The organism is Mesorhizobium sp. M0815 (genome assembly GCF_040319995.1).
Taxonomy (GTDB): domain Bacteria; phylum Pseudomonadota; class Alphaproteobacteria; order Rhizobiales; family Rhizobiaceae; genus Mesorhizobium.
This window is the reverse complement of sequence record NZ_JAMYOU010000005.1, coordinates 1-21,668: the sequence shown is the minus strand read 5'-3', so window position 1 is coordinate 21,668 and position 21,668 is coordinate 1. Positions and strand designations below refer to the sequence as shown.

The following is a 21,668-nucleotide window of genomic DNA, read 5'->3' as shown; positions in this document are numbered from 1 at the left end:
TGGCTTAAAGCTCACGTAATCGCGTGATGGTGCTTTTCACTGTTCAGCGCCTGGTTGGGCCACGCTCCCAAAGGTCCTGCGAGAAAGCGCCGTCTTGCCAAATCTCGACGCCCTTGGTGTGAAAGAAAGCCGCCATATCAAATTGGTGTCGGTCGATGGCAGCCCAGGCATCGTTGTCCGCTTCGGTGATGAGGGTGCCGAGATCAATGGCTCGCTCCCTTTCGAGTTCTTTCCCTCGACGGATCGCGGCCGTCAGGAGGTCATGAAGGTCGGCTATCACCTTCGCGCTAAAATTGGTCCGGCGATGGACCAGGTGAAGGCCATTTTCCGTTTCTTTCTCGACGTAGATTACGCGCTCATCGTGCCAAAGATCTTTGCCTGGTCCGAAGTGGGCAATGCACTTGTCACGAAGAGTTATGACCTCGGCATGTTTTGCTTTCAATGCCTGGTCGTAGCCGCCCATAACCCCGACATTGAACCTGTTTATTGCCTTGGTGTGTGTGGCGCGGGAGTAGACGACGATCGCGTGGACGAGAAGCGCTTTACCGAGGCCCAAGGTCTCGTCAGAGACCTCCCGGTCGATCTTTTGGAGGAAGGCGATGGATTCTTCAGCATCTTTTAGGTCGAGCCCCACAGACTCCACGGCATGGAACGCCTTTATTGCGCGGACGAGATCCTTGTGCCGCGTCGGATGCAAATCGCCGACCACCGCTGTCAGGTCGAAGGCTCGGTTGCTGGATTGGGTCATCGCTGTCCGCTACCACAAGGCGGGGAAGAAAATGATGCTATTTGGGCAATTCCTTTTGCCAAGGCATGACCTCTTCCATGTTAAAGGGGAACGCCTTTCGTTCGGCGGGCACCCCAAGCTCCTCTAGAATCGAACTTAGGTCGTAGCCTTGGTACTTCTCGGTCGCCGCATTGGTGAGCGCGGTGTACCAGCCTTGCTCGTCGGTGAGTGCGAGAGTTTCAGCGAGTTGGTGTGCCGATGTGAAAACGACAGGGCGCCGGTCGGCGGGCTCTATCTCGGAATACTTGTCTGCGACCCGATGGGCTTCCTTCACGACCTCTGCCCGCACGTAGGTGTCAAGCCGCAACCAGTCATCCATGGTAACCACCATACCATGCAAGGTGTCGGCGACAGGATATTCGGTATAAATCCCCTGCCTCACAGCGGCATAAAATCTCCACACCTGAAACACGCCCTTGGCAAGCTCATTTATTCCACGGATGGCCCCCACGGCTAGGTCGGCCGCGAATTGCGCAGAGAACGTGTTTTTGGTGGCTTTGCACTCGATCACCACCGTTATCGTGTCGTCATTTAGCACCAGGACATCAGGGCTTAGAAACTTCCTCTTCTTGGTCCCGATCTCCTGCTCGTCAAGGCATTGCAGCCCGGGCAGGTATGCGGGAATCAGCTCCTGCACGTACAATTCGAACCGCCTTGCAGCTTGCTGACGTATGCCCTGCGCGTCCACGCCGATGAAATCATAATACAGGCCGCTGGTCGCCCGTTGGATGAGCAACTCGGGTATAGGGGCGATATAGGCGCCGTCGGCCTTCTGGATGACAGGATGCTGCCGCAGGATGCTCGGCCGGTGTGCGGTCAGCAGGTTACCTTTCGTGGCAGCAATCATCTCGTTGCGGAGTGCCAAGGCTATCTTGCGCGCCGCTGGGATTGGCAGTGACACGGCACCCAATACCTTTGCGAGTGCTTCCTTGCGGCTGGAAAGGATGTCGTGCTTCGGCGCGACCAGCCACGGTTGAAGCATGAATTCGAATGTCAGGCCGACGCTCATCAAAGTCAGGTCATCAATGGTGAAGCCGTTCCTTGCCTCGAAATACTTTCTGGCTTCTTCGTGGGCGTACACAAACAGGGTTCGTCTGATCGCCTCCGGATGAAAATAACCCCCTCCCTGCCAATGGAATTGGCGCTGGGCGATACGGCTTAGCTCCTGAAGGATATTCTCCTTGGAGATACGCCCCTCGTGCTCGGCATTCTCAAGTTCCCTCAGAAGGTTGATACAGAACCAACCGAGTCGAAGTTGTCGATGGTCAGAACCTGGTGGATGCCCTTCTTCAGCTCATGGTGCGCATATCGGTGCGCTGGAGCCTTAGGTGAAGTCAGGAGGAGATTGATGAGTGTTTCAATTTCCCATTTCCGGATGATCTGTTTCGAACGTGGGTCATCCGTAATAGCGTCTTCGGGCGCCTTGATATAGGCCATAGCCGGTCCGGGGTTCCCCGACTGCATAATGACCGTGGCCCACATGAGCTGCAGGAATCCGGCGTCATCCGCACGGGCAAGCTTTCCCTCCAGCTTGTGCCGCAGCATTTTGGCTTTGAGCGAGCTCATATCTTAGCGCCTTCGAGTTAACCGCGAATCAGCGCGGAACGGGCAGCCAAACAGGCGTTAACCACTAAATGTTTTTCGGAGTATTTTTTACTGCTCGGACGACGAGAGTGGCGCACTCTCTGCCTCACAACCCCGCCAAGTGTCTGTCAGGACTAACGTTTACGTTGATTAATGAGTGGTTAAAAGCATGTAAAAAAAGTTAACGGAAACGCGGATGCGCGAAGGGAATGTTAAGCAATCGAGTTTAAATTGCTCAGCATGGTTTCGATACCATGTGGAGTTTGGAATCGTGGCGGGTCGGCATGCAGGACGCCGCTAACATTGTGACTGTCTTGACCGCTTTGCTGGCGCTGGTGCTTTGGTGGTTGTCGAGGCCCAAGCTGCCCGGTACGCGGGACAATCGGTTGAAGAAGCTCCTGCGGCGGCTGTTCTTCTAGGATTGGTTTTCCGGGATGGCCGGCCGCACCTTTCGTGATGCCATTAGCTCGCGAATTTCGCGCATCATTTTGGGATCGCGCTTGGGCGCTTCCTCCTCAAGGTACATTCCGCATGCAACAAAATGCACGGCCGGGACCTCCTTGACCAAAACGATGGCTTGCGAGGCCTCAGCGAGTAAGTACTCCGCATCTTTGCGGTAAATTACCTTCGTAGGCTGGAAGTGGGTTTGATCATCGACGTCAACATAGAACCCGTACTGCTTAAAAGCATCGAAGGCGCCCAACTTCGCGAGAAAACTGCTCTCGCGGTTTGGGTCTAGCACTTCCGTCTCAATGCGCCGCGCGAGATCGTCCGCATCCATCTTCTCAGTAAGCAAGGGGACAAAAGATAGGGCTTCCTTTAATCCTGCAAACACCCGGTGTTTTGCGTGATGGTCCCTGACATCTTTCGCGATGTCGCGCTTGATAAGCCCCTTGTCCCGCCACAGAATCAGGCAGGCTTTCCCAGCCTCCTCGATACTGACGCATGCTAGCGCACAAGCCGTTGCGTAGGAGCCCGCGTCAAACAGGATTCTGGCGTCGCCCAGCACCCTTTCGGCGTTCTCAAGCACAGTCGCCGACAAGGGGCTTAGGTCGAATTCGTCATCGAGCTTCATTTGCTTCCTACTACGACAGCGGCTGCCTCTAATGTCCTAGCTACCTGACTCGTGCGGCATGGCCAATTCCCACGCCGACGCGGACCTTCAGAGCGGGCGCCTCGCGACTACCGAGGCTCGACGTACACTTCACACTCGGTGATGGCTTGGATTGGTAAGCGCAGGCGAACCATAGCGGGACCATCCCTTTTCGCCGGGGGTATCCACGAGGGGAGAGCGCCGCGGTGTGACGAAATGGAGCCTCTTTGCCGCCCAAGCCTGCCGAAACGCGCCGGAATTCCTTACAGCGTTGCCGAGCCCGTTGATCAAGAAATGCTCGAAGACAACCACGAGGTCTTCGTCGAGAAAACCCTCCGAGGTCGCGTGCTCCGGCGACAATTCGCGTTACGCAGACTTTGACGAAATGCGCAGAGCCGTCATTTCGCGCAGGTCCGTGATCGATACGAGCGTACGCTTGGACCAGGTGTCGAAGGCTGATCGATCGCGTGCACCATGCTCGAAACCCCGATTATCCTCGGCGAGCCTGGTCAGTTCGCGCACCAGCCCATTTAGAGCAGGGTCACCTTCGACGCTAATCTGCACGTACGAAGCCAGGACCTCGAGACCCTCTACGGCAATAGGCACGCCATCAGGATTATAGTTCTTGGCCACATCTTCAAGCTCCGTGAGGCAGCGGCCCCATCCCGAGAGTGCTGCACGCTCCTTGTCATTTCGCGCTCCCTTCTGAACGAGCGCATTCGCAAGGGCATGCAATCGTTCAGGCGCTTGGTCGAGCCAGCGATCCACGATTGGCATGGCGACCTGTGTGGGGCTGCGGGAATGCGTTCGGGCATCCGCGGCAATGGTGGTGATCCTCCCCGGATCAAAATTCAGATGACGGCATACCTCAATCTGCAGGGATCTCAGCTCGGCTACGTTGATAGGCCACCATCGCGCAAACTCCTGCGCTCGATAGAACGCGATTACTTCCACCGAGCTCCGACCATTTCCAAGGTTTCTGCGCTTGAACTCGACCAAACTGAACGAGGCAAACTCCCTCGCCGCTTCCATCGGCGGTGAAGTCGCGAAACGGATCCACCAGTACGGCGAGAGCGCGCGTGCTGGCCTTTTGCTTGAGAAGCTTCTTGATGCGCTCGATCTGATCGATTTTGCCGCCATAGCGGCGCAGCCGGGTGCCATGCACAAAAGGCATCCGCTGTTCCAGCTTCGATCGGTCGAGTTGCCACCAGCCAACGAGTTCGCGCAGCCATTCCTGACGAGCACCAGGTTCAAGGGGCTCAGCCATTGGGTAATTGTCTGGCAATGGCAACCTGTCGGTCTCGTGGGACGGCAGGTCGAGATGTACAATTAGCGTATTGCCCTCGGCCTCCAACCGCGCCACCTCCACCACGCGCTCGTAGACCTCGTCGATGTCGCTGCCTTGGATCGTCGTCGGTCCGTCGGTGATGTTTTCCGACGCCCAAAGGCGCTTCGTGATCGCCGGGATAGCTGGCGCATCGACTCCGCCGCGCTGCAGCGGAATAGGCTCAACGCGAATTGATGGGATGTAGGGCAATCCCTCGAAGGTGAGCAAACGCACTGCGTCGGCTTCGCGCCCGCTGTCAAAGGTGGCGCCCGAAACGATCAACACACGCCGGGCATCGATCCCTGCATGATCATAGGCATGGTCGAACTGCGCTGCATGTTCGTGTTTGTGGCCGTGAACGACGACATCGAACTCGCGGTCACGAAGGAAAGCCCGCACTTGCTCGAGATTGGAGAGGTCAGCAAACGCCTTGATCTCCTCTCGGAGGCTTGGCGCCCGCAAATGATGGTGTAGCACCGCGATGCGGAGCTGCCGCCCATAGTCCGGGGGCGGTGTCGTTTCGACCAGCCGTCTCACCTGTTCCAACTGCTGTTCGGATACCCGCGCCATGTCGTATCGAGCAAGGGCGTCGAGCTGCTTGCGCAGGTCGGCTTCCATCTCCTTGTCAGATCCGGCCGCCAACCGAGGCAGATTTGCCCAGACCGTTGCGAGAGGCTCGGGAAGGATAGCCGCCGCGTGGCACCAATTGCTCGAGTTGATCGGGAAGATCGCCCAGCGTCCTTCGGCATCAACAAGCGAATGGGGTGCTGTAGAGCCAGCGTCATCGACCCCGTCGAGCCAGGGTACAACGCATCCGCGGTCGCGCCACGTCGCGCAGAAGTCCCTGTACCGCTCCGCCGTACTGGGGTCATACGCTCGATCGACATCGTGATTGCCAGGCGTGGCGACGATCCGCTCGGCTGTTATGCCGAAGGGGGCAAAATGGTTGAGCAGCAGATCGAGCAGCAGCTCGTGGCCGCCCTGCCTTCCGCGGTCCTGCGCGTCTCCGGAGAAAATCACCCCATCGAGACTGCGACCTTCGCGCTTCAATCGTTCCGCCAGGCGCTCGAACACCTGTCGAAGGGCTGCCTCACGTGTTTGTGCCGGCAGGCCAACGACAGCGGTCTTGCGGTCGTCCCGCTCCAATGCCGTTCCCGCATAGGCGATGTGGGCATCCGTAACATGCAGGAACGTCGCTGAAGTCGAATCCATTAATTCCCCTCCTGTGGCCAATCGCGGTTGACGACTATGCTTAGCCACTTCCAATGTCGAAAGAATTCGCTCTCCGATTCACTTGCGTCAATGGTTAGGGTGCGGCAAAGATTCTCGGCAGGGGGAATCAGCATGGCTGTAGACGGGCGCGCGCTGCTAAGGAGCCAAGGCTCCCTCTTCCGTGATAGCGACCGGCCAATCGGTCTTGATGAGTACCAAGCCTTCACCACCCGAACCGATCGCAACGACAAGGCAGGCGTCGATGGCCTGGGGTTTGTGCTCCTCGGTTTGTTCGGGGAAGTTGGCAGCCTTCTCAGTGCTCTCAAGAAAAAGCAGCGCGACAAGGATGCCTTCGCAGCCTACCACGACGAGGTTATCGAAGAGCTGGGCGACGCTCTTTGGTACTTTGCGAACGCTGCACTCCGCGCCGAGCTGCCGCTGAGCCAGATCGCCCGGAGCGTTCCCGCTCGACTCGAGGACTGGGATTACAAGGGTCGATCAGGAGCCTCGACGTTCGAGGACCTACAGCAGCCCGAGGTGCCCTTTTCGGGTGCCCTGGCTGGCGAGGAGGTGGAGCACCGTTTGCTTGCCCTGGCAGGCAAGGTTGGAGTGCTCTTGGCTGATTGGAGCGAAGGGCAGATCAAGGAGAACCGCGACCGTCTGTCGGCCGACCTGGTTGAGATCTTCCGCGCGATGCTGATGGCGGCAGACGACGCTCATGTGAGCCTCGAACAGGCGGCCCGCAACAATGTAGCCAAGACGCTCGGTCGCTGGCCCGATCAGCAGCAATGGGGACCTCTGTTCGATGACGGCTTCCCCGAATATGAGCAATTGCCGCGCAAGATGCGGGTCGAGTTCATCGAGAGAACGGTGAACGGTCGAACGTTCGTTGTCCAGCGATGGAACGGCGTTAATCTCGGCAGCCCGTTGACCGACAATCGCCACGAACAGGACGACTACCGGTACCACGACGTCTTTCACCTAGCTTTCGCAGGGATACTTGGCTGGTCGCCCACAATGCGGGCCCTGCTGCGCCTAAAGCGCAAGAGCCGGCCGGAGATCGATGAAAACGAGGATGGCGCTCGCGCCAACATCATAGAAGAAGGCATCTCGACGTGGATCTTCAATCATGGTCTACGGCAGGCAGAGTTTCGGAACGCAACCTCTCTCGACTACGGCCTACTCAAGGCCGTGCATGAGCTGGTACGCGGCTACGAGGTTGAGAAACGTCCGCTCTGGCAATGGGAGCGGGCGATCCTCGAAGGGTTTCGCGTTTTTCGAGAACTCAAAAAGCATCGCAATGGCGCGGTCATCATTGACCTCACCAAGCGGACGGTCGATTTTGAAGAGCTGCCATGAGTGACTACCCGCAGAACGCCGCAGAGTTCGTAGAACTCGTCGCCGCCCTGAGGTTCGAGGATGCCTTCAATCCATACTCGGACCTTTGCTCAGACTTTGACCGTCCCGACGCCGCTCAAATACGGCGCCACAACCTGGTGATGGTTCTGGAAGCAGCGATCGACAGAGGCGTTGGTTCCATCTGGGTGGCCCGCGACCTCGGATATCGCGGTGGACGCCGTACCGGGTTGGCCCTGACCGACGAAGTACACCTAACCGCTCACGCCGACCTTTTGGGCACTCCCCCGCTATCGCGTTCTACCAATGGCCCCGTTGTGGCTGAGCGCACCGCGACCGTGATCTGGCAGATGCTGATAGCAATCAGGCGGCCCGTATTTCTCTGGAACGTCTTTCCGCTCCATCCGCATGCTGCCGGAGACCCTATGTCCAATCGTTGCCACACCCGCAGCGAACGATTGGCATGTAGGCACGTGATGGTTGGGCTCATCCATCTGCTATCACCGCAGCGGGTCCTAGCCATCGGCCGCGACGCCCAGCTTGCGCTAGAAGATCTGGGTGTGACCGCGGAGAAGGTCAGGCATCCCAGCTACGGTGGGCAGGCTGAGTTCATCGAGGGCGTCAGCACTCATTACGGTCTCGGGGTCGCTGACAGGCAGGAAACCTTTCCGCTCTTCGCCTAAGGGGGCGGCCCGGCCGCCGCCCTATTGGGACGCTCACTGGGGTGAGGCGAGCCTCAGGTTGGCTCTCAAGCCGCCGCCCTAACCAGACGCGCAGCACAGTCGTCAACTAGAGAGATTACTTCGGGTTTGCCCCAGCCTTCCGTGTCGAGGCGGGCAGATGTGGAGTTCACCGTCAGCGTGCCGACCTCGAAGCCGCTTTCACGCGCGATGAATTCCAGAAGGCGGCCCAAGCCCAACAGGTTGCCCAAAGTCTTCTGCACGTAGTAGTGGTTCCGGTAGAGCGCGATCATGTGTAGTGAGCCGTTCCGCTCCGGCTTCAACTCGATCATGCTCAGGCACTGCCGGTTCAGCGCCTTGCGCAAATCCCTCGCTGGATCCGAGATGATGATCTCATAGCGGTTCTCGTAGAAGCGCCCTTCACGGGCATCCTTCAGCATGCGGATATTCTCGGCGAGCTGGTCGATACGGCCGCCCTTCCGGTCTTGCCAACTGACCATGCGCTCAAAATAGCGACCCCATTCGCCGGGCGTGCACATACGGCGCTTGTAGACTTGCAGGTAGCGTTCGCGGAGCGCGTCGATGCCGTCGCCTCGGTCTAGCGCGGAGGGAAAGATGGTGTTGGCCACGGTGACGACGGGATGGGCACCGTGCTGCTTCAGAAAGCGGTCGATCGTCATGATTACGGCCTCGTCGTCGGGATCGACGGCAAGAGGCTGCTCGATGTGAAGCATGAGCCCGCCGAGGGTGAGGTTGGGTTGTGCCCGGAGGCGGGCCGCTGCCTCAACCCACGCGCGCGCGGGCGTCGATGCCGCCGGCATCGGATTGTAGAACATCGCCATCTCCTTCACTGATGCTGAATCCACCGAACAGACGGCGGCTAAGGTATGTTTCCCGCACCCAGGCGTGCCCATCGGTGCCCCATGCTGGACCCCAAGAATTGCGGATCAAGATGAGATCCTCCCTTCCGATTCGGCCGTACCCGACGGCGACCACTGCGTGTCCTCGCTGACGGTGTATCGGCTCGCCATCCTCGGGGAGGATGATTTCGTTCCCTGTCCGTAGCCAGGTTGTCGCCGCAGTGAAGGCGGCCGAAACAAAGAGAGCAAGGACCACAGGCTTACCGCCATTCAGCGCTTGGCGAACTTGCGCAAGGTTCGTGCCGCAGCCGTCTGAGCCGCACCGAAAAAGGAGCGGCACGCCGACCGGAGGCCGCCATATAGCGCCGTTTTGGGGGCGACCATCATACGGCCAGATCGCCTCGAGGGGTTGGCCGATGTCCTGCAGGACTTGGCGGGTGTCCGGCAGAGTGGTGCCCTCACCCGGCCCGGTGCCAGCACGCTGAGCGGCGTGGTAGAACAGCCACTCCACGCACAGGGGATCTACGTCACCGCGTGCCTGCTCGTGTGCCGCTGAGGCAGCAAACGACAAGCACGTCGGGCGGCGACCCTGATCGCGCACGGGCCCGAGGACGGACCGCAGATCTTGCAAGACATCCAGCGTCATGAGGCAGCCAAAAGCTCCTCGCGCTGGGGCTCAAACAAACCAGCCTCGTCACTCGTTGCGGTCTTGCAGTAGAGGGTGAGAAGCTGCGGATCGTCGTCCGGCGCCCACGGCCTCACCTCACGCAGCGTCAGCAGTCCGGCCAAGGGCCGCTCCGCATGCGCTAGCACGCGGCGCACCGTAGGCGCGCCAATCTGGCCTACGGCAATAGGTTCCCGTCCGTCTCTCAGAATCGCGAATCCGGCGTCGCGAAGTTCGTCGAACGTCCAGACGTAGCCACTACCGCTGTCCTCCTTCAATCGCAGCAGGAAGAGGTCGTCGCGGCTGGCCTCGATGACAGCGCCTTCGTCACGTTCCGTCAGGTGCCAGACATCGACCCGTTGGGCGTTTTGCAATGTGTAGTCGCCCAGGAGCTGTCGTTTCAGGTCGCGTGGCTCCGCGTTTCGGAGCTGTTGACCCATGGTGCGACCGATGACGTGTTCCCGTTCGAGCGCGAAGACCGTGGCGCGGTAACTCGTTCCGAACCGCAGAGACGCCTGGTAAACGGTCTCGGGCTGCTCGAAATGCCGGGGCTCCCAGCCGCGGAGCTCCATCTGTTCCTTGATGAGATAGGGAGGAAGCAAGAAATACGACGCGAACGCATCCGCTTCCCGCTCCTCAGGAGGGACTGCAGGCGCTCTGGCAGCATCATTGGCCCAGGGCGCGCGGCGGAGGATGCCCTCGTCATCGGCATGCGGATCGTGACCGAGAAACAAATGGCCCAACTCATGAGCGGCCGTAAACCTCTGCATGCCGAGCGGCCGCCGCGTGCTCAGGATGATTCCTGCAGCGCCATCTTCGCGAATGAACGCCCCAAGGAGAGGCTCAAGCGGCTGGAACATCAGCATCGCCCCCATTCGGGCGATGCATCCAAAGACATCTACCCGCTGGGCGCGAGACGGTCCAATGTCGAGACGCAGATCGCGCTGTAGGCGCTTGGCGCCGCGAATGCCGCGGAGGATGGATTCGCGCTCGCTACGACGGACCATCACCGGCGACCTTCGATCTGGAGCGGAGGAACTCTGCAAATCGTTGCAGCTCCTGGCGATCGTTATCTGACAGAGCGCTCGCGGTGCGGGCGAGGAACGCCACATCGGCAGGAACGGCGGCCTCCGGTTCCTCCCCGGTGAACCACGTCACTGGACGTTGATAGAGGCGAGCGAGCTTTTTTAGCTCAATTGCGCTAACGCCCCTTCGCCCGTTCTCGATTTCCGACACGGCAGTGCGCGGCAGTTCCATGTGTTTTGCGACCTGCTCCTGCTTAAGCCCAACATATTCTCTTGCCTCGCGCAGCTTTGCGCCGAGGATCAGGCTCTCATCCTCGGCAACGGCGAAGCCGATCCGTTCAGCGGTCATGACACTTGTTCTCCTTCCGGCTGCTTTTGCGCTTGCTGCTCTTCCAGCAACTCCACAACGCGCTGGGTAAAGACAGCGACGCATGTTTCCTCGTCATCGAAGCCGCCTGGGGGCATTGCCGCCTCCGGTAGCTTGACGTTGAATTCTTCTTCGATCCGAAGAGCAATCGACACCATGATCAGGGAGTCGACTTGCGGCTCCCAACCCGCCTTTGGGGTCGGTCTGTCGGCCTGAGCGCTCCGGATCTCGTCTCGGATAATCGCTTCAATTGATACGGACGAAACAGTCATCTGTGCCTCGCGTCTCGAAATCCGACACATATATAGATGATGTCGGATTTTCCGACAAGGCCCGAGATCGATAATCTTTCTGGAGCTTAAACTGGTGGAGGCAAGAAATTTTTAGAGATCGGTTTGGCGGCTGCCGAGTCTCGATGAACTCAGGGTTGCGCGTAGGGCGGCGCGAGGGATGAGAGACGGCGCAGTCGGATGTGAAACCTATCTGCCGCCGTTGAGGGTCTTCCCGATCCCGCCTCGCCGACGCCAGGAAGTCGTCAAGGCTCGGCGCCATGCCCACGAGCGCGCCGAGATCGCCAAGGTTGCCGGCGGTCCAGACCTCGTCGGGTCTAGCCTCAATCCGTGCAAGCAAGAGGGGACCGTTGTCAGGTTCAACCAAATGCATGTCCGAAGAATGCTACAAATTTGGACAAGCACCGCACGTGTAACCCTGTTCAACGCCCGTCTGAATTGGCCCGTCAAAATCGCGCTACTCGAGCTCTATCCATGCGGGCGCATGATCGCTGGGCTTCTCCCACCCTCGCGTATCAACATCCACCCCGGCATTACGGAGGAGGGGCGACAACGAGGGACTGACGAGCAGATGGTCCATTCGCAGGCCCGAACTCCTGTCGTAGCCGCCTCCATAAGAGAAATTCCAATAGGTATAGATACCCTTCTCCGGATGGACGCGCCGAACCGCATCAATCCATCCCTTGTCAAGCATCTCGGCATAGGCTTGCCGGCTCTCGGGGAAGTAAACCGCGTCGCCGAGCCATCGTCGCGGCGCTACCGCGTCGATCGGGGTCGGAACGACATTGTAGTCTCCACACAGCACAGTCGGCTCTCCCGTTTCGAGCAGGTCCTGGCCGTAGCTGATCAGGCGGTCGAACCAGCGCAGTTTGTAATCGAACTTGGGACCGGGCGCCGGATTCCCGTTTGGCAGGTAGAGACAGCCGACGGCGAGCCCATCCACGTCGGCTTCAATGTAGCGGCTGTGGGTGTCGTCAGGATCGCCAGGCAAGCCGCGCCGGCGTTCAACCGGGTCCGCCCCGCGAGATAGAATGGCCACACCGTTGTAGGATTTCTGGCCGTGCCAGATGGCGCCATACCCCGCCTCGCGGATGGCCTCGGCCGGAAACTTCTCATCGGACGTTTTCAATTCCTGGAGGCAGACGATGTCGTAGTTGGTAGCCGTTAGCCACCTGAGAAGCACGGGCAGCCGACCATTGACGCCGTTGACATTGAAGGTGGCGATGCGAACCATCTGCCCTCGCGGCCGTGGCTCACTTCTTGCCGAGCTTGTCCTCGACCTTCTTGCGACTATTGCCGACCGATTTCACAGCCGACTTGACGTCAGCCTTGCTCGACCCAGTCTTGCCCGCCTCGTACGTCACTTCATGATCCTGCCCACCAGCGACCTTTGCGTGGTCCTGGCTCCGCCCGCGAGTTGTTTGAGTAGCCATTTCTTTCCTCCAAGGATTGTGTTCCAGTTTCCCAACAACGCGGCCGGACTCATCCGGTTCAATTCATCGGGGCGCAGCTGGAACTGAAACCCAGGGCAGAGTATTGAATTGGACTATGTATTCGGGTTCCCCACGTCGGCCGTAGAGGCCGCCCTCCCCAAAAAGCGCACACGGCGCAGGGACTCAGAATCTACCCCGAGGTACCCCCTACCCCAGTTTCGTCCGTTCCAACTCTGCACGCTAACCGACGACATACCGGTTGGCGCCGATTGGCTCTTCGAAATGAAGTTCGATGGCTATCGCGCCCAAGTCGCCATCTCGGGAGCGGAAGTCGTCGCCTACACCCGCAACGGCCACGACTGGACCCGCCAGTTCAAGGTGATCCTGCCGCCGCTTCAGGCACTGACCAAGGGCTCGGCGCTAATCGACGGCGAGATTGTAGCCATCGACAGTCAGGGCCGCACAAACTTCTCAATGCTGAAAACCGGCATTGCCGCAGGCATGCCGCTCAAGTTCTATGCCTTCGACCTGCTGGAATTGAACGGCGAGGATCTGTCCAGCAGGCCTCTGCTCGAGCGCAAGGAACGGCTTGCGGAACTTTTGGGCGAGAGGGACCCGGACGACAGGCTGCAGTTTTCCAGCCATATCGCCGACAACGGCAAGAAGATCTTCGACACCATGTGCGCCGGCGGCCACGAGGGCATCATCGCCAAGCGCGCGGACAGTCGCTATGTCGGCGACCGCACCGCGAGCTGGCTCAAGATCAAGTGCACGAAACGACAGGAATTCGTTGTCGGCGGCTACCGCCCGAGCGACACGGGCCGCGGCATGGCCTCGCTGATCCTTGGTACCTATGAGAACGGACAGCTGATCTACCGCGGCCGCGTCGGCACCGGGTTCACCGACGCGATGCGCAAATCCATTCTCGCGCAGTTGGAGAAGCGGCCGCTGGACAAACCCGCCTTCGTGTCCGTGCCCCACGACATTGCGCGCCGCGCCCGCTGGGTAAAGCCCGAACTCGTCGCCGAAGTCACCTATTCCGAGGTGACACCGGACGGCAGCCTGCGTCACCCGAGCTTCCAAGGCATGCGCGAAGACAAGCGCGCCGACCAGGTGGTGATGGAAACGCCCAAGACCGTCGTGCGTGCCGCTACGGCCAATCTCGATCCCGCCATGGGCAAGGAGATCGCCCGCGCTGTTGGCGTTAACCTGACCCATCCCGACACAAGCTGATGTATCCCGGCACTACGGTGACAAAGGCGACGCTCGCCGCCTACTACGCCGCTGTAGCCGAAAAGATGCTGCCACATATCGAAGACCGGCCTCTGTCGTTGGTGCGCGACACCGACGGCGACTTGCAGCAGACCTTCTTCCAAAAACACAAACTGCCAGGGATGCCCAAGGCCATCCATGACGGCCAGTTGGAGAAGATGTCCGGCAAGGAGAGCCGCATTCTTTGGGTCGACGACCTGGCTGGGCTGATCGCCGGCGTCCAGATGAACGTGCTCGAGTTGCATGTCTGGGGGAGTTTGCGCCAGCAGCCAAACCTTCCACACCGGATAATCTTCGACATCGATCCTGACGAGGGCCTGGGCTTTGATGACGTCAAGCAGGCCGCGATCGACATCCGCGGCGTTCTAGAGGCACTCGGCCTTCAATCCTGGCCGCTGCTGTCCGGCGGCAAGGGCGTGCATGTGGTCGTGCCACTCGTTCCCGAGGCCGACTGGGAAGTAGTCAAGAACTTCTGCCAGGACTTCGCCGAACTGCTGGCCCGCACGGATCCGTCCCGCTTCGTCGCGAATATGAGCAAGGCGCGGCGCAAAGGCCGCATGTTCATCGACTATTTGCGCAATGGACAGGGCGCCACGGCGATTTGCCCGTGGTCGACCCGCGCGCGGTCCGGTGCGTCGTGCGCCGTACCCGTCACTTGGGATGAGCTACCGACCTTCAAGAGTGCCAGCGCGTTTGACGTTTTCACTGCCGCCGCCCTGGCTCAGGAGTGCGACGCCTGGGAGGGCTATTTCGATGTCGAACAAACGCTGACAGAGCGGATCCGAAAAGCAGTCCGATAGCGGCAGCCAGTCCTAGATCGTCAGCGACATCTGCCGATCGGCCTCTGTTCGCGTTCCGCTTAGATTTGAAAGTGTCACCCCGAGCAGGCGGATCCCCTTGCTGACAGGAAATACCTGATCGAGGAGGGTGCCGCTGACGGTCGCTAGGTCGGCTTCGCCCTCGATGACGCCCCCGATCGTGCGGCTACGCGTGATCTGCTGGAAGTCGGTGAATTTCACCTTCAATGTCACCGTGCGACCCTGGATCGATCTCTCCTCGCAATACCGCCAGACCTTGGCGACCAATGGCGCCAGCTCCTTGCGAGCACTTTCGAGGTCAAATAGATCGCTCGCAAAGGTGTCCTCGGCCCCCACGGACTTGCGCTCGCGGTCGGCCCGCACCGGGCGTTCGTCGATGCCCCGGGCGATCCAGTAATAGTACGGACCCGCCTTCCCGAACTTTTCCTCCAGGAACGCCAGGCTCTGTGCGCGCAGGTCGGCGCCGGTCTCAATGCCCAGCCGAGCCATCTTGTCGGCGGTTGCCGGGCCGACACCATGGAATTTCCGCACGGGCAACGCCTCGACAAAAGCCGGCCCCAGTTTCGGGGTGATGACAAACAGTCCATCCGGCTTGTTCTGGCCGGAGGCCAGCTTTGCCAGGAATTTGTTGTAGCTGACGCCGGCCGAAGCCGTCAGGCCGGTCTCGGACTTGATCTTCGCGCGGATCATTTCCGCGATCGTCGTGGCGACCGGGATGCCCTGCAGATTGTCGGTGACGTCGAGATAGGCCTCGTCGAGCGAGAGCGGTTCGATGAGTGGCGTATGCTCGGCAAAGATCGCGTGGATCTGCTGGGAGACGGCCCGGTACGCATCGAAGCGTGGGGGTACGAAGATCAACTCGGGGCATTTGCGTTTTGCGGTGATCGAGGGCATGGCCGATCGCACCCCGAACTTTCTGGCCTCGTAGCTCGCAGCGGCCACAACACCCCGCGCCGCCGAGCCGCCGACTGCCACCGGCTTGCCGCGCAGCGCCGGGTTGTCGCGCTGTTCGACCGAGGCGAAGAAGGCGTCCATGTCGACATGGATGATCTTGCGAAGGACGGCCATGCCTTTCCCCCGACGCATCAGCTTCTTGGCTCCTGTCGCTTCCCTCGCCCACTTCGCCGTCCCTGCATCACCTGCGGTATATCAAGATAGACCGCACCTCGATCAAGGGCAGTCTGGGATCAACTCTCGCAGCGGCGCAACGAGTCCGATTGACTCTCGGACACCCAAGAGAACAAATAAGGAACATATCAGCCCCGAAATCCATTGGGAAGACAGTTTAGAGTGTTTCGTTCATGGGTCAGCCGGCTGCCAGCCCTGCTATCGCCGCGCTTCGCGAGCGAATCGCGCGCCTCGAAGGCGGGCCGGCGCGCAACCGTGCGACACTTCCCTTCGGCATTCCCGCTATCGACAAGGTCTTGCCGGGAGGCGGGCTGGCGCTCGGGGCGCTGCACGAGGTTGCCGGCGGCCGCAACGGGGCGATCGATGGCGCCGCGGCGGCGCTGTTTGCCGCCGGCATTGCCGCGCGCACCAAGGGCAAGGTGCTCTGGTGCGTCACCCGGCAGGATCTCTTCGCCCCTGCCCTCGCCCAGGCTGGGCTGCTGCCCGGCCGCGTTGTTTATGTCGAGGCCGGCGACGAAGCGTCCGTGCTCGCCTGCTTCGAGGAAGGGCTTCGCCATGGCGGTCTGGGCGCTGTTGTTGCCGAACTGGCGCGCCTCTCCATGACCGCCTCCCGCCGACTGCAACTCGCCGCCGAAGCCTCCGGCGCCATCGGCATCGCTATCCGCCGTTGGCGACGACAAACCGAAGCAACCGATTTTGGACAACCAACCGCCGCGGTCACCCGCTGGCGCGTCACCGCGCTCCCCTCCCGTCCCTTGCCGGTCCCCGGTATCGGCCGCGCTCACTGGCAGCTCGAACTGATCCGGGTGCGGGCGGGAGAAAGCGCCGATTTTGAAGTGGAAGCCTGCGATGCCAAGGGTTGTCTCGCTCTATTTTCCGAACTGGCCGACCGATCGCCTGCGGCGCGCCATGGGCCAGTCCGCGCCCTCGGCTGAAACCCCGATGGTCATGCTCGGCCGGCAGGGAAACCGGCGGCTCGTGCTGGCCGCCGATGCCGCGGCACGCGCGGCCGGCCTGCGCGTGGGCATATCGGCGAGCAAGGCTCAGGTGCTGGTGCCCAACCTGCAGAGCTTCGACCTGGATGCTGCCGGCGATGCCGAGGCACTCGATAGAATGGCACTTTGGTCGCTCCGCTATGCGCCAATCGTCGCCGCCGATCCGCCAGATGGCCTCATCATCGACACCACGGGCGCCGACCATCTGCATGGCGGTGAGGACGCCATGCTCGAGGGACTGGTCTCGCGTATGGCGTCCTCCGGTATCGACGCGCGCGCCGCTGTCGCGGACACGTGGGGCGCCGCTCATGCCTGCGCGCGCTTCCTCGCCCGGCCGACCTTCGTCGCGCCAGTGAGGCAAGCCCCGGCGATTATGCGCGCCCTTCCGATCGGCGCCCTGCGACTTCCCCACGATATCGTCGAAGGCCTGCTCACGCTCGGCTTCGAGCGGGTGGGCGAAGTCGAGGCGGCGCCGCGCGCCTCTCTCACCCTGCGCTTCGGGCCCGAACTCGGCCGTCGCCTGGACCAGGCCATGGGGCGACGCAGCGAACCCTTCGAGCCCGCCCGCTCTCCGGAACTCATCGAGGTTCGCCGGGCCTTCGGTGAGCCGATCGGCGCCGCCGAAACCATAGCCCGCTATACCGGCAAGCTCGTCGCAACCATCTGCGAGGCGCTTGAGGCCAAGGGGCTCGGCGCGCGCCGGCTCGACTTGCTCTTTCATCGCGTCGACAACCGCATCGAGACCATTCGCGTCGGCACCGCTGTGCCGGTGCGCGATGTCAAACGGCTGACCCGTCTCCTGACCGACCGGATCGAAACTGTCGATCCCGGTTTCGGCATCGAACTGATGACCCTCGCCGCGACGCTCGCCGAGCCCTTCGGAGCCAAGCAGATCATCTCCTCATTGGTCGAGGAGCCGGAGCCCGACATCACCGATCTCATCGACGTGCTTGCCAACCGTATTGGTGAGCAGCGGCTCTACCGCTTTGCCCCGGTCGAGAGTGACGTTCCCGAACGCTCAGTCCGCCACATCGCGCCGAATGCGCCGGACGACGGATCGAGTTGGCCCGGTGACTGGCCTCGCCCACCGCGTCTGCTGACCCACCCCGAACCCATTGAGACGATGGCCCTGCTGCCCGACCATCCGCCGGTCTGGTTCAGTTGGCGCGGCGTCCGTCGCCGCGTCACCCGCGCCGACGGTCCCGAACGCGTGTTCGGCGAATGGTGGGAGCGCGATGGCGAACTGATCGCGGTGCGCGACTATTTCCAGGTGGAGGACGAGTCAGACGAGCGTTTCTGGATCTACCGGGCCGGCGACGGCGAGGATCCGGGGACCGGCTCGCACAAATGGTTCCTGCATGGGGTCTTCGCATGACCTCCCCGCGCTATGCCGAATTGCAGGTCACCAGCCATTTCTCGTTCCTCCGCGGCGCCAGTTCCTGTGACGACCTGTTTGCGCAGGCGTCCGCGCTCGGCATCGAGGCTCTGGCGGTTGTCGACCGCAATTCTCTGGCCGGAATCGTGCGGGCCCATCAGGCCGCCAAGGACACTGGCGTCAGGCTCATCGTCGGCTGTCGCCTCGATCTCGTCGACGGAATGTCCCTGCTCGTCTATCCCACCGATCGGGCCGCCTATTCCCGGCTGTGCCGGCTGCTGACCTTGGGCAAGAAACGCGGCGGCAAAGCGCAATGCCATCTCGAGTGGAGCGACTTGGCCGACTATGCCGACGGCCTGATCGCCGTTCTTGTCCCTGACCGAGCCGATGACACCTGCGCGCTGCAGTTGCGCCGACTGCGGGAGACCTTCAGCGATCGCGCCTACCTGGCCCTGACCTTGCGGCGCCGGCCCAACGACCAAGTTCGGCTGCACGAACTGTCCAACCTTGCCACTCAAATGCGCGTGCCGACGGTGGTGACGAACGATGTTCTGTTCCACGAGCCCGGCCGCCGCATCCTGCAGGACGTGGTAACGGCCATTCGCCACAACATCACGATCGATGAGTTGGGATTCCGACGCGAGCGCCATGCCGACCGCTATCTCAAGCCGCCGGAGGAGATAGCGCGGCTGTTCTCACGCTATCCCGAAGCCCTCGCGCGAACGCTCGAGATCGCCCGGCAATGCCGTTTTTCACTCGACGAACTCGCCTACCAATATCCCGAAGAAAAGATGCTGCCCGGGCTGACGGCGCAGCAGGCGCTCGAAAAGCTGACCTGGGAGGGTGCGGAGCGGCGCTATCCCGAGGGTGTACCTGACAAGGTGGTGGCGCTCATCAAGCACGAACTGCGCCTGATCGAGATCCTGCAATACGCCCCCTACTTCCTGACGGTGAACGCCATCGTGCAGTTCGCGGGGAGCAAGGACATCCTGTGCCAGGGCAGAGGCTCGGCCGCCAACTCGGCCGTCTGCTATGTCCTGGGCATCACCAGCATTGATCCCGAGCGCAACAACCTGCTCTTCGAACGCTTTGTCTCGCAGGAGCGCAACGAGCCCCCGGATATCGATGTCGACTTCGAGCATGAGCGGCGCGAGATCGTCATGCAGTGGGTCTATGAGACCTATGGCCGCGACCACAGTGCGCTGTGCTCGACCGTGGTCCGCTATCACACCAAGGGTGCCGTCCGTGACATCGGCAAGGCCCTCGGCCTCCCCGAGGACATGACCAAGCTGCTGTCGTCTCAAGTCTGGGGCCATGGCGAGGGCATCGACGAGACCCGCGCCCGTGAGCTCAATCTCAACGTTGCCGATCGACGGCTTCGACTGACCCTCGAACTCGCGCAGCAGCTCGAGGGCACGCCCCGGCACCTGTCGCAGCATCCGGGCGGTTTCGTTCTGACCAATGACCGGCTCGATGACCTGGTGCCGATCGAGCCGGCCCGCATGGTCGACCGGCAGGTCATCGAGTGGGACAAGGACGATATCGACATTCTCAAATTCATGAAGGTCGACGTTCTCGCGTTGGGGATGCTCACCTGCATGAAGCGCAGCTTCGATCTGCTGGCGGAACATAAGGGCGTCACCGTCGACCTCGCCACCATCCCCGCCGAAGACCCGGCGACCTACGCCATGATCCGCAAGGCCGACACGATCGGGGTGTTCCAGATTGAGAGCCGCGCTCAGATGTCGATGCTGCCACGCATCAAGCCGCGCACCTTCTACGATCTGGTCGTCGAGGTGGCCATCGTGCGCCCCGGTCCGATCCAGGGCGACATGGTCCATCCCTATCTTCGCCGCCGCGAGGGGAAGGAGCCGGTCGAGTTCCCGACCCCCGAACTCGAGCGCGTGCTCGGCAAGACACTAGGTGTTCCGCTGTTCCAGGAGCAGGCGATGCAGGTGGCCATGGTCTGCGCTGGCTTCAGTGCCGGCGAGGCCGACCAGTTGCGCCGTGCCATGGCAACCTTCAAGCACACCGGCGGCGTCAGCAAATTTCGCGACAAGCTGATCGGCGGCATAATCGCCAATGGCTATACCCCGGAATTCGCGGCGACCACGTTCAAGCAACTCGAAGGTTTCGGCAGCTACGGCTTTCCCGAGAGCCATGCCGCCAGCTTCGCACTCATCGCCTATGCCTCGAGCTGGATGAAATGCCACCATCCCGATGTCTTCTGCTGCGCGCTGCTCAACTCCCAGCCAATGGGCTTCTATCTCCCGGCCCAGATCGTGCGCGATGCTCAAGCCCATGGCGTCGAGATCCGGCCCGTCTGCGTCAATACGAGCCGCTGGGACTGCACGCTGGAATCGATTGGCGAGGACGGACGCTTCGCGGTTCGCCTCGGCCTGCGGCTAGTTAAAGGGCTAGCCAATGCCGACGCGGCGGCGATCGTCGCAGCCCGGGCCGACGAGGCCTTCGCATCCATCGACGATCTCTGGCAACGCGCCGGCGTGCCGGCGGCATCTCTGGTCCAACTCGCCGAAGCCACGCTTTCCGCTCCGATTTGTTCTTGGCGCGCCGCGAGGCGCTATGGGCGCTCAAGGGGTTGCGTGACGAACCCCTGCCCTTCTTTGCCGCTGCCTCGGCTCGGGAACGGCAGACCGTCTCGGAAATCCATGAACCGGCCTTGGTGCTGCGGCCGATGACGGCCGGTCGGGAAGTGGTCGAGGACTACGGCCATGTCGGCCTCACCCTGCGCAGCCACCCGCTGTCCTTCCTGCGCGCGGATCTTGCCCGCCGTCGCATCGTCACCTGCCGCGACGCAATGCAGGCGCGTGATGGCCGCTGGCTGGAGGCGGCGGGCCTAGTCCTCGTCCGGCAGCGGCCGGGATCGGCCAAGGGCGTGATGTTCCTGACCATGGAAGACGAGACTGGCGCCGCCAATGTCGTGGTCTGGGTCAAGGTCTTCGAGAAGTTTCGCCGCGTGCTGCTCTCCTCCTCGATGCTCGGCGTCCGGGGCAAGATTCAGCGTGAGGGCGAAGTGGTCCACCTCGTCGCCCACCAACTGATCGACCTCTCTAGGGAACTCGCCAGTGTCGGCAATCGCGAGACGCCGTTTCCGCTTTCCCATGGGCGGGGCGACGAAGCCGATCCGCAACGCTTGCCGAAGGGCCTGCGGCCACGGGACCTCGTGGATCCAACGCTCCAGGTTGAGCCGATCAAGGTGAAGACACGGGATTTTCGATAGGGCTCGCATCGTCCGTGCGCAGCCGTAAGCGTAAAAGCCCCGACTGAAATGGGGTGGTGAGCCGAACGTCTGCAGTTAGGGTCAGGACTCATTGATCCAGAAGATGAAGGCTGCAGCGAATGCGATCGCCGACAGGAAGGTGTGAGCACATCGGTCGTATC

20 protein-coding genes and 1 pseudogene are annotated in these 21,668 nt (G+C 61.3%); 7 read left to right on the top strand and 14 right to left on the bottom strand.

What is annotated here, in order from left to right:
- Positions 1-43 precede the first annotated feature (43 nt).
- The 6 genes from NKI01_RS08100 to NKI01_RS08075 form a co-directional block, all read right to left on the bottom strand.
- Positions 44-748, bottom strand: a complete 705-nt coding sequence (locus NKI01_RS08100; protein WP_352962649.1) for a hypothetical protein — start codon at positions 746-748, stop codon at positions 44-46.
- 37 nt (positions 749-785) lie between these two features.
- Complete coding sequence (locus tag NKI01_RS08095; protein WP_352962647.1) at positions 786-1,868, bottom strand: hypothetical protein; 1,083 nt, start codon at positions 1,866-1,868, stop codon at positions 786-788.
- 140 nt (positions 1,869-2,008) lie between these two features.
- Positions 2,009-2,353: a hypothetical protein gene (locus NKI01_RS08090; RefSeq protein WP_352962645.1), complete on the bottom strand. Its 345-nt coding sequence runs from the start codon at positions 2,351-2,353 to the stop codon at positions 2,009-2,011.
- Positions 2,354-2,786: 433 nt separating this feature from the next.
- Positions 2,787-3,446: an AbiV family abortive infection protein gene (locus NKI01_RS08085; RefSeq protein WP_352962643.1), complete on the bottom strand. Its 660-nt coding sequence runs from the start codon at positions 3,444-3,446 to the stop codon at positions 2,787-2,789.
- A 384-nt stretch (positions 3,447-3,830) separates the two neighbouring features.
- Positions 3,831-4,241 (bottom strand): hypothetical protein, encoded by a 411-nt coding sequence (locus NKI01_RS08080; protein ID WP_352962642.1) that lies wholly within the window; start codon positions 4,239-4,241, stop codon positions 3,831-3,833.
- A 91-nt stretch (positions 4,242-4,332) separates the two neighbouring features.
- The gene (locus NKI01_RS08075; protein ID WP_352962639.1) at positions 4,333-6,003 is read right to left on the bottom strand and encodes a metallophosphoesterase; all 1,671 of its coding nucleotides are present in this window, start codon (positions 6,001-6,003) and stop codon (positions 4,333-4,335) included.
- A gap of 132 nt (positions 6,004-6,135) precedes the next feature.
- On the opposite strand from NKI01_RS08075, the gene NKI01_RS08070 reads away from it, so the two are divergent.
- Together NKI01_RS08070 and NKI01_RS08065 are read left to right on the top strand one after the other, a co-directional pair.
- Positions 6,136-7,362 (top strand): nucleoside triphosphate pyrophosphohydrolase family protein, encoded by a 1,227-nt coding sequence (locus NKI01_RS08070; protein WP_352962637.1) that lies wholly within the window; start codon positions 6,136-6,138, stop codon positions 7,360-7,362.
- Positions 7,359-8,042 (top strand): uracil-DNA glycosylase, encoded by a 684-nt coding sequence (locus NKI01_RS08065; RefSeq protein ID WP_352962636.1) that lies wholly within the window; start codon positions 7,359-7,361, stop codon positions 8,040-8,042. Before NKI01_RS08070 ends, NKI01_RS08065 begins: the two co-directional genes overlap by 4 nt.
- 65 nt (positions 8,043-8,107) lie before the next feature.
- Here the strand turns inward: NKI01_RS08065 and NKI01_RS08060 are convergent, their stop codons facing one another.
- From NKI01_RS08060 to NKI01_RS08030, 7 genes are all read right to left on the bottom strand, one after another.
- Positions 8,108-8,875 (bottom strand): hypothetical protein, encoded by a 768-nt coding sequence (locus NKI01_RS08060; RefSeq protein WP_352962635.1) that lies wholly within the window; start codon positions 8,873-8,875, stop codon positions 8,108-8,110.
- Positions 8,823-9,545, bottom strand: coding sequence for a C1 family peptidase (locus NKI01_RS08055; RefSeq protein ID WP_352962634.1), 723 nt, complete (start codon positions 9,543-9,545; stop codon positions 8,823-8,825). Before NKI01_RS08055 ends, NKI01_RS08060 begins: the two co-directional genes overlap by 53 nt.
- On the bottom strand, positions 9,542-10,570 hold the full coding sequence (locus tag NKI01_RS08050) for an ImmA/IrrE family metallo-endopeptidase (RefSeq protein WP_352962633.1): 1,029 nt from the start codon (positions 10,568-10,570) through the stop codon (positions 9,542-9,544). The genes NKI01_RS08055 and NKI01_RS08050 overlap by 4 nt, the downstream gene beginning before the upstream one ends.
- Positions 10,557-10,937, bottom strand: coding sequence for a helix-turn-helix domain-containing protein (locus NKI01_RS08045; protein ID WP_352962632.1), 381 nt, complete (start codon positions 10,935-10,937; stop codon positions 10,557-10,559). Before NKI01_RS08045 ends, NKI01_RS08050 begins: the two co-directional genes overlap by 14 nt.
- A complete protein-coding gene (locus NKI01_RS08040; RefSeq protein ID WP_352962630.1) occupies positions 10,934-11,227 on the bottom strand; it encodes a hypothetical protein in 294 nt (97 codons plus the stop codon). Before NKI01_RS08040 ends, NKI01_RS08045 begins: the two co-directional genes overlap by 4 nt.
- 475 nt (positions 11,228-11,702) lie before the next feature.
- Complete coding sequence (gene xth, locus NKI01_RS08035; RefSeq protein ID WP_352962629.1) at positions 11,703-12,479, bottom strand: exodeoxyribonuclease III; 777 nt, start codon at positions 12,477-12,479, stop codon at positions 11,703-11,705.
- A gap of 19 nt (positions 12,480-12,498) precedes the next feature.
- On the bottom strand, positions 12,499-12,678 hold the full coding sequence (locus NKI01_RS08030; RefSeq protein ID WP_352962627.1) for a DUF3606 domain-containing protein: 180 nt from the start codon (positions 12,676-12,678) through the stop codon (positions 12,499-12,501).
- A gap of 282 nt (positions 12,679-12,960) precedes the next feature.
- Here NKI01_RS08030 and ligD (NKI01_RS08025) point away from each other — a divergent pair, with 282 nt between their 5' ends.
- Both ligD (NKI01_RS08025) and ligD (NKI01_RS08020) read left to right on the top strand, forming a co-directional pair.
- A complete protein-coding gene (ligD, locus tag NKI01_RS08025) occupies positions 12,961-13,911 on the top strand; it encodes a non-homologous end-joining DNA ligase (RefSeq protein ID WP_352962625.1) in 951 nt (316 codons plus the stop codon).
- A 17-nt stretch (positions 13,912-13,928) separates the two neighbouring features.
- Positions 13,929-14,750, top strand: a complete 822-nt coding sequence (gene ligD, locus NKI01_RS08020; protein WP_352962623.1) for a non-homologous end-joining DNA ligase — start codon at positions 13,929-13,931, stop codon at positions 14,748-14,750.
- A 12-nt stretch (positions 14,751-14,762) separates the two neighbouring features.
- On the opposite strand, the gene dinB is transcribed toward ligD (NKI01_RS08020), so the two are convergent.
- Positions 14,763-15,854 (bottom strand): DNA polymerase IV, encoded by a 1,092-nt coding sequence (dinB, locus tag NKI01_RS08015; protein ID WP_502899424.1) that lies wholly within the window; start codon positions 15,852-15,854, stop codon positions 14,763-14,765.
- Positions 15,855-16,069: 215 nt separating this feature from the next.
- Here dinB and NKI01_RS08010 point away from each other — a divergent pair, with 215 nt between their 5' ends.
- The 3 genes and pseudogenes from NKI01_RS08010 to NKI01_RS08000 all read left to right on the top strand — a co-directional run bounded on the left by NKI01_RS08010 (position 16,070) and on the right by NKI01_RS08000 (position 21,507).
- A complete protein-coding gene (locus NKI01_RS08010; protein WP_352962619.1) occupies positions 16,070-16,831 on the top strand; it encodes an ImuA family protein in 762 nt (253 codons plus the stop codon).
- Positions 16,746-18,266 (top strand): Y-family DNA polymerase, encoded by a 1,521-nt coding sequence (locus NKI01_RS08005; RefSeq protein ID WP_352962616.1) that lies wholly within the window; start codon positions 16,746-16,748, stop codon positions 18,264-18,266. The genes NKI01_RS08010 and NKI01_RS08005 overlap by 86 nt, the downstream gene beginning before the upstream one ends.
- Positions 18,263-21,507: pseudogene (locus tag NKI01_RS08000) on the top strand (error-prone DNA polymerase). Before NKI01_RS08005 ends, NKI01_RS08000 begins: the two are co-directional and overlap by 4 nt.
- Positions 21,508-21,668 lie beyond the last annotated feature (161 nt).

Excerpts from the sequence above, each read along its gene's own strand:
- NKI01_RS08040 (WP_352962630.1), bottom strand. The coding sequence starts at position 11,227 with ATGACTGTTTCGTCCGTATCAATTGAAGCGATTATCCGAGACGAGATC.
- NKI01_RS08090 (WP_352962645.1), bottom strand. The coding sequence starts at position 2,353 with ATGAGCTCGCTCAAAGCCAAAATGCTGCGGCACAAGCTGGAGGGAAAG.
- NKI01_RS08060 (WP_352962635.1), bottom strand. The coding sequence starts at position 8,875 with ATGTTCTACAATCCGATGCCGGCGGCATCGACGCCCGCGCGCGCGTGG.
- NKI01_RS08050 (WP_352962633.1), bottom strand. The coding sequence starts at position 10,570 with ATGGTCCGTCGTAGCGAGCGCGAATCCATCCTCCGCGGCATTCGCGGC.
- NKI01_RS08080 (WP_352962642.1), bottom strand. The coding sequence starts at position 4,241 with ATGCCAATCGTGGATCGCTGGCTCGACCAAGCGCCTGAACGATTGCAT.
- NKI01_RS08070 (WP_352962637.1), top strand. The coding sequence starts at position 6,136 with ATGGCTGTAGACGGGCGCGCGCTGCTAAGGAGCCAAGGCTCCCTCTTC.
- NKI01_RS08055 (WP_352962634.1), bottom strand. The coding sequence starts at position 9,545 with ATGACGCTGGATGTCTTGCAAGATCTGCGGTCCGTCCTCGGGCCCGTG.
- dinB (WP_502899424.1), bottom strand. The coding sequence starts at position 15,854 with ATGCGTCGGGGGAAAGGCATGGCCGTCCTTCGCAAGATCATCCATGTC.
- NKI01_RS08085 (WP_352962643.1), bottom strand. The coding sequence starts at position 3,446 with ATGAAGCTCGATGACGAATTCGACCTAAGCCCCTTGTCGGCGACTGTG.
- NKI01_RS08100 (WP_352962649.1), bottom strand. The coding sequence starts at position 748 with ATGACCCAATCCAGCAACCGAGCCTTCGACCTGACAGCGGTGGTCGGC.
- NKI01_RS08030 (WP_352962627.1), bottom strand. The coding sequence starts at position 12,678 with ATGGCTACTCAAACAACTCGCGGGCGGAGCCAGGACCACGCAAAGGTC.
- NKI01_RS08075 (WP_352962639.1), bottom strand. The coding sequence starts at position 6,003 with ATGGATTCGACTTCAGCGACGTTCCTGCATGTTACGGATGCCCACATC.
- NKI01_RS08065 (WP_352962636.1), top strand. The coding sequence starts at position 7,359 with ATGAGTGACTACCCGCAGAACGCCGCAGAGTTCGTAGAACTCGTCGCC.
- NKI01_RS08010 (WP_352962619.1), top strand. The coding sequence starts at position 16,070 with ATGGGTCAGCCGGCTGCCAGCCCTGCTATCGCCGCGCTTCGCGAGCGA.
- NKI01_RS08045 (WP_352962632.1), bottom strand. The coding sequence starts at position 10,937 with ATGACCGCTGAACGGATCGGCTTCGCCGTTGCCGAGGATGAGAGCCTG.
- ligD (WP_352962625.1), top strand. The coding sequence starts at position 12,961 with ATGAAGTTCGATGGCTATCGCGCCCAAGTCGCCATCTCGGGAGCGGAA.
- xth (WP_352962629.1), bottom strand. The coding sequence starts at position 12,479 with ATGGTTCGCATCGCCACCTTCAATGTCAACGGCGTCAATGGTCGGCTG.
- NKI01_RS08005 (WP_352962616.1), top strand. The coding sequence starts at position 16,746 with ATGCCAAGGGTTGTCTCGCTCTATTTTCCGAACTGGCCGACCGATCGC.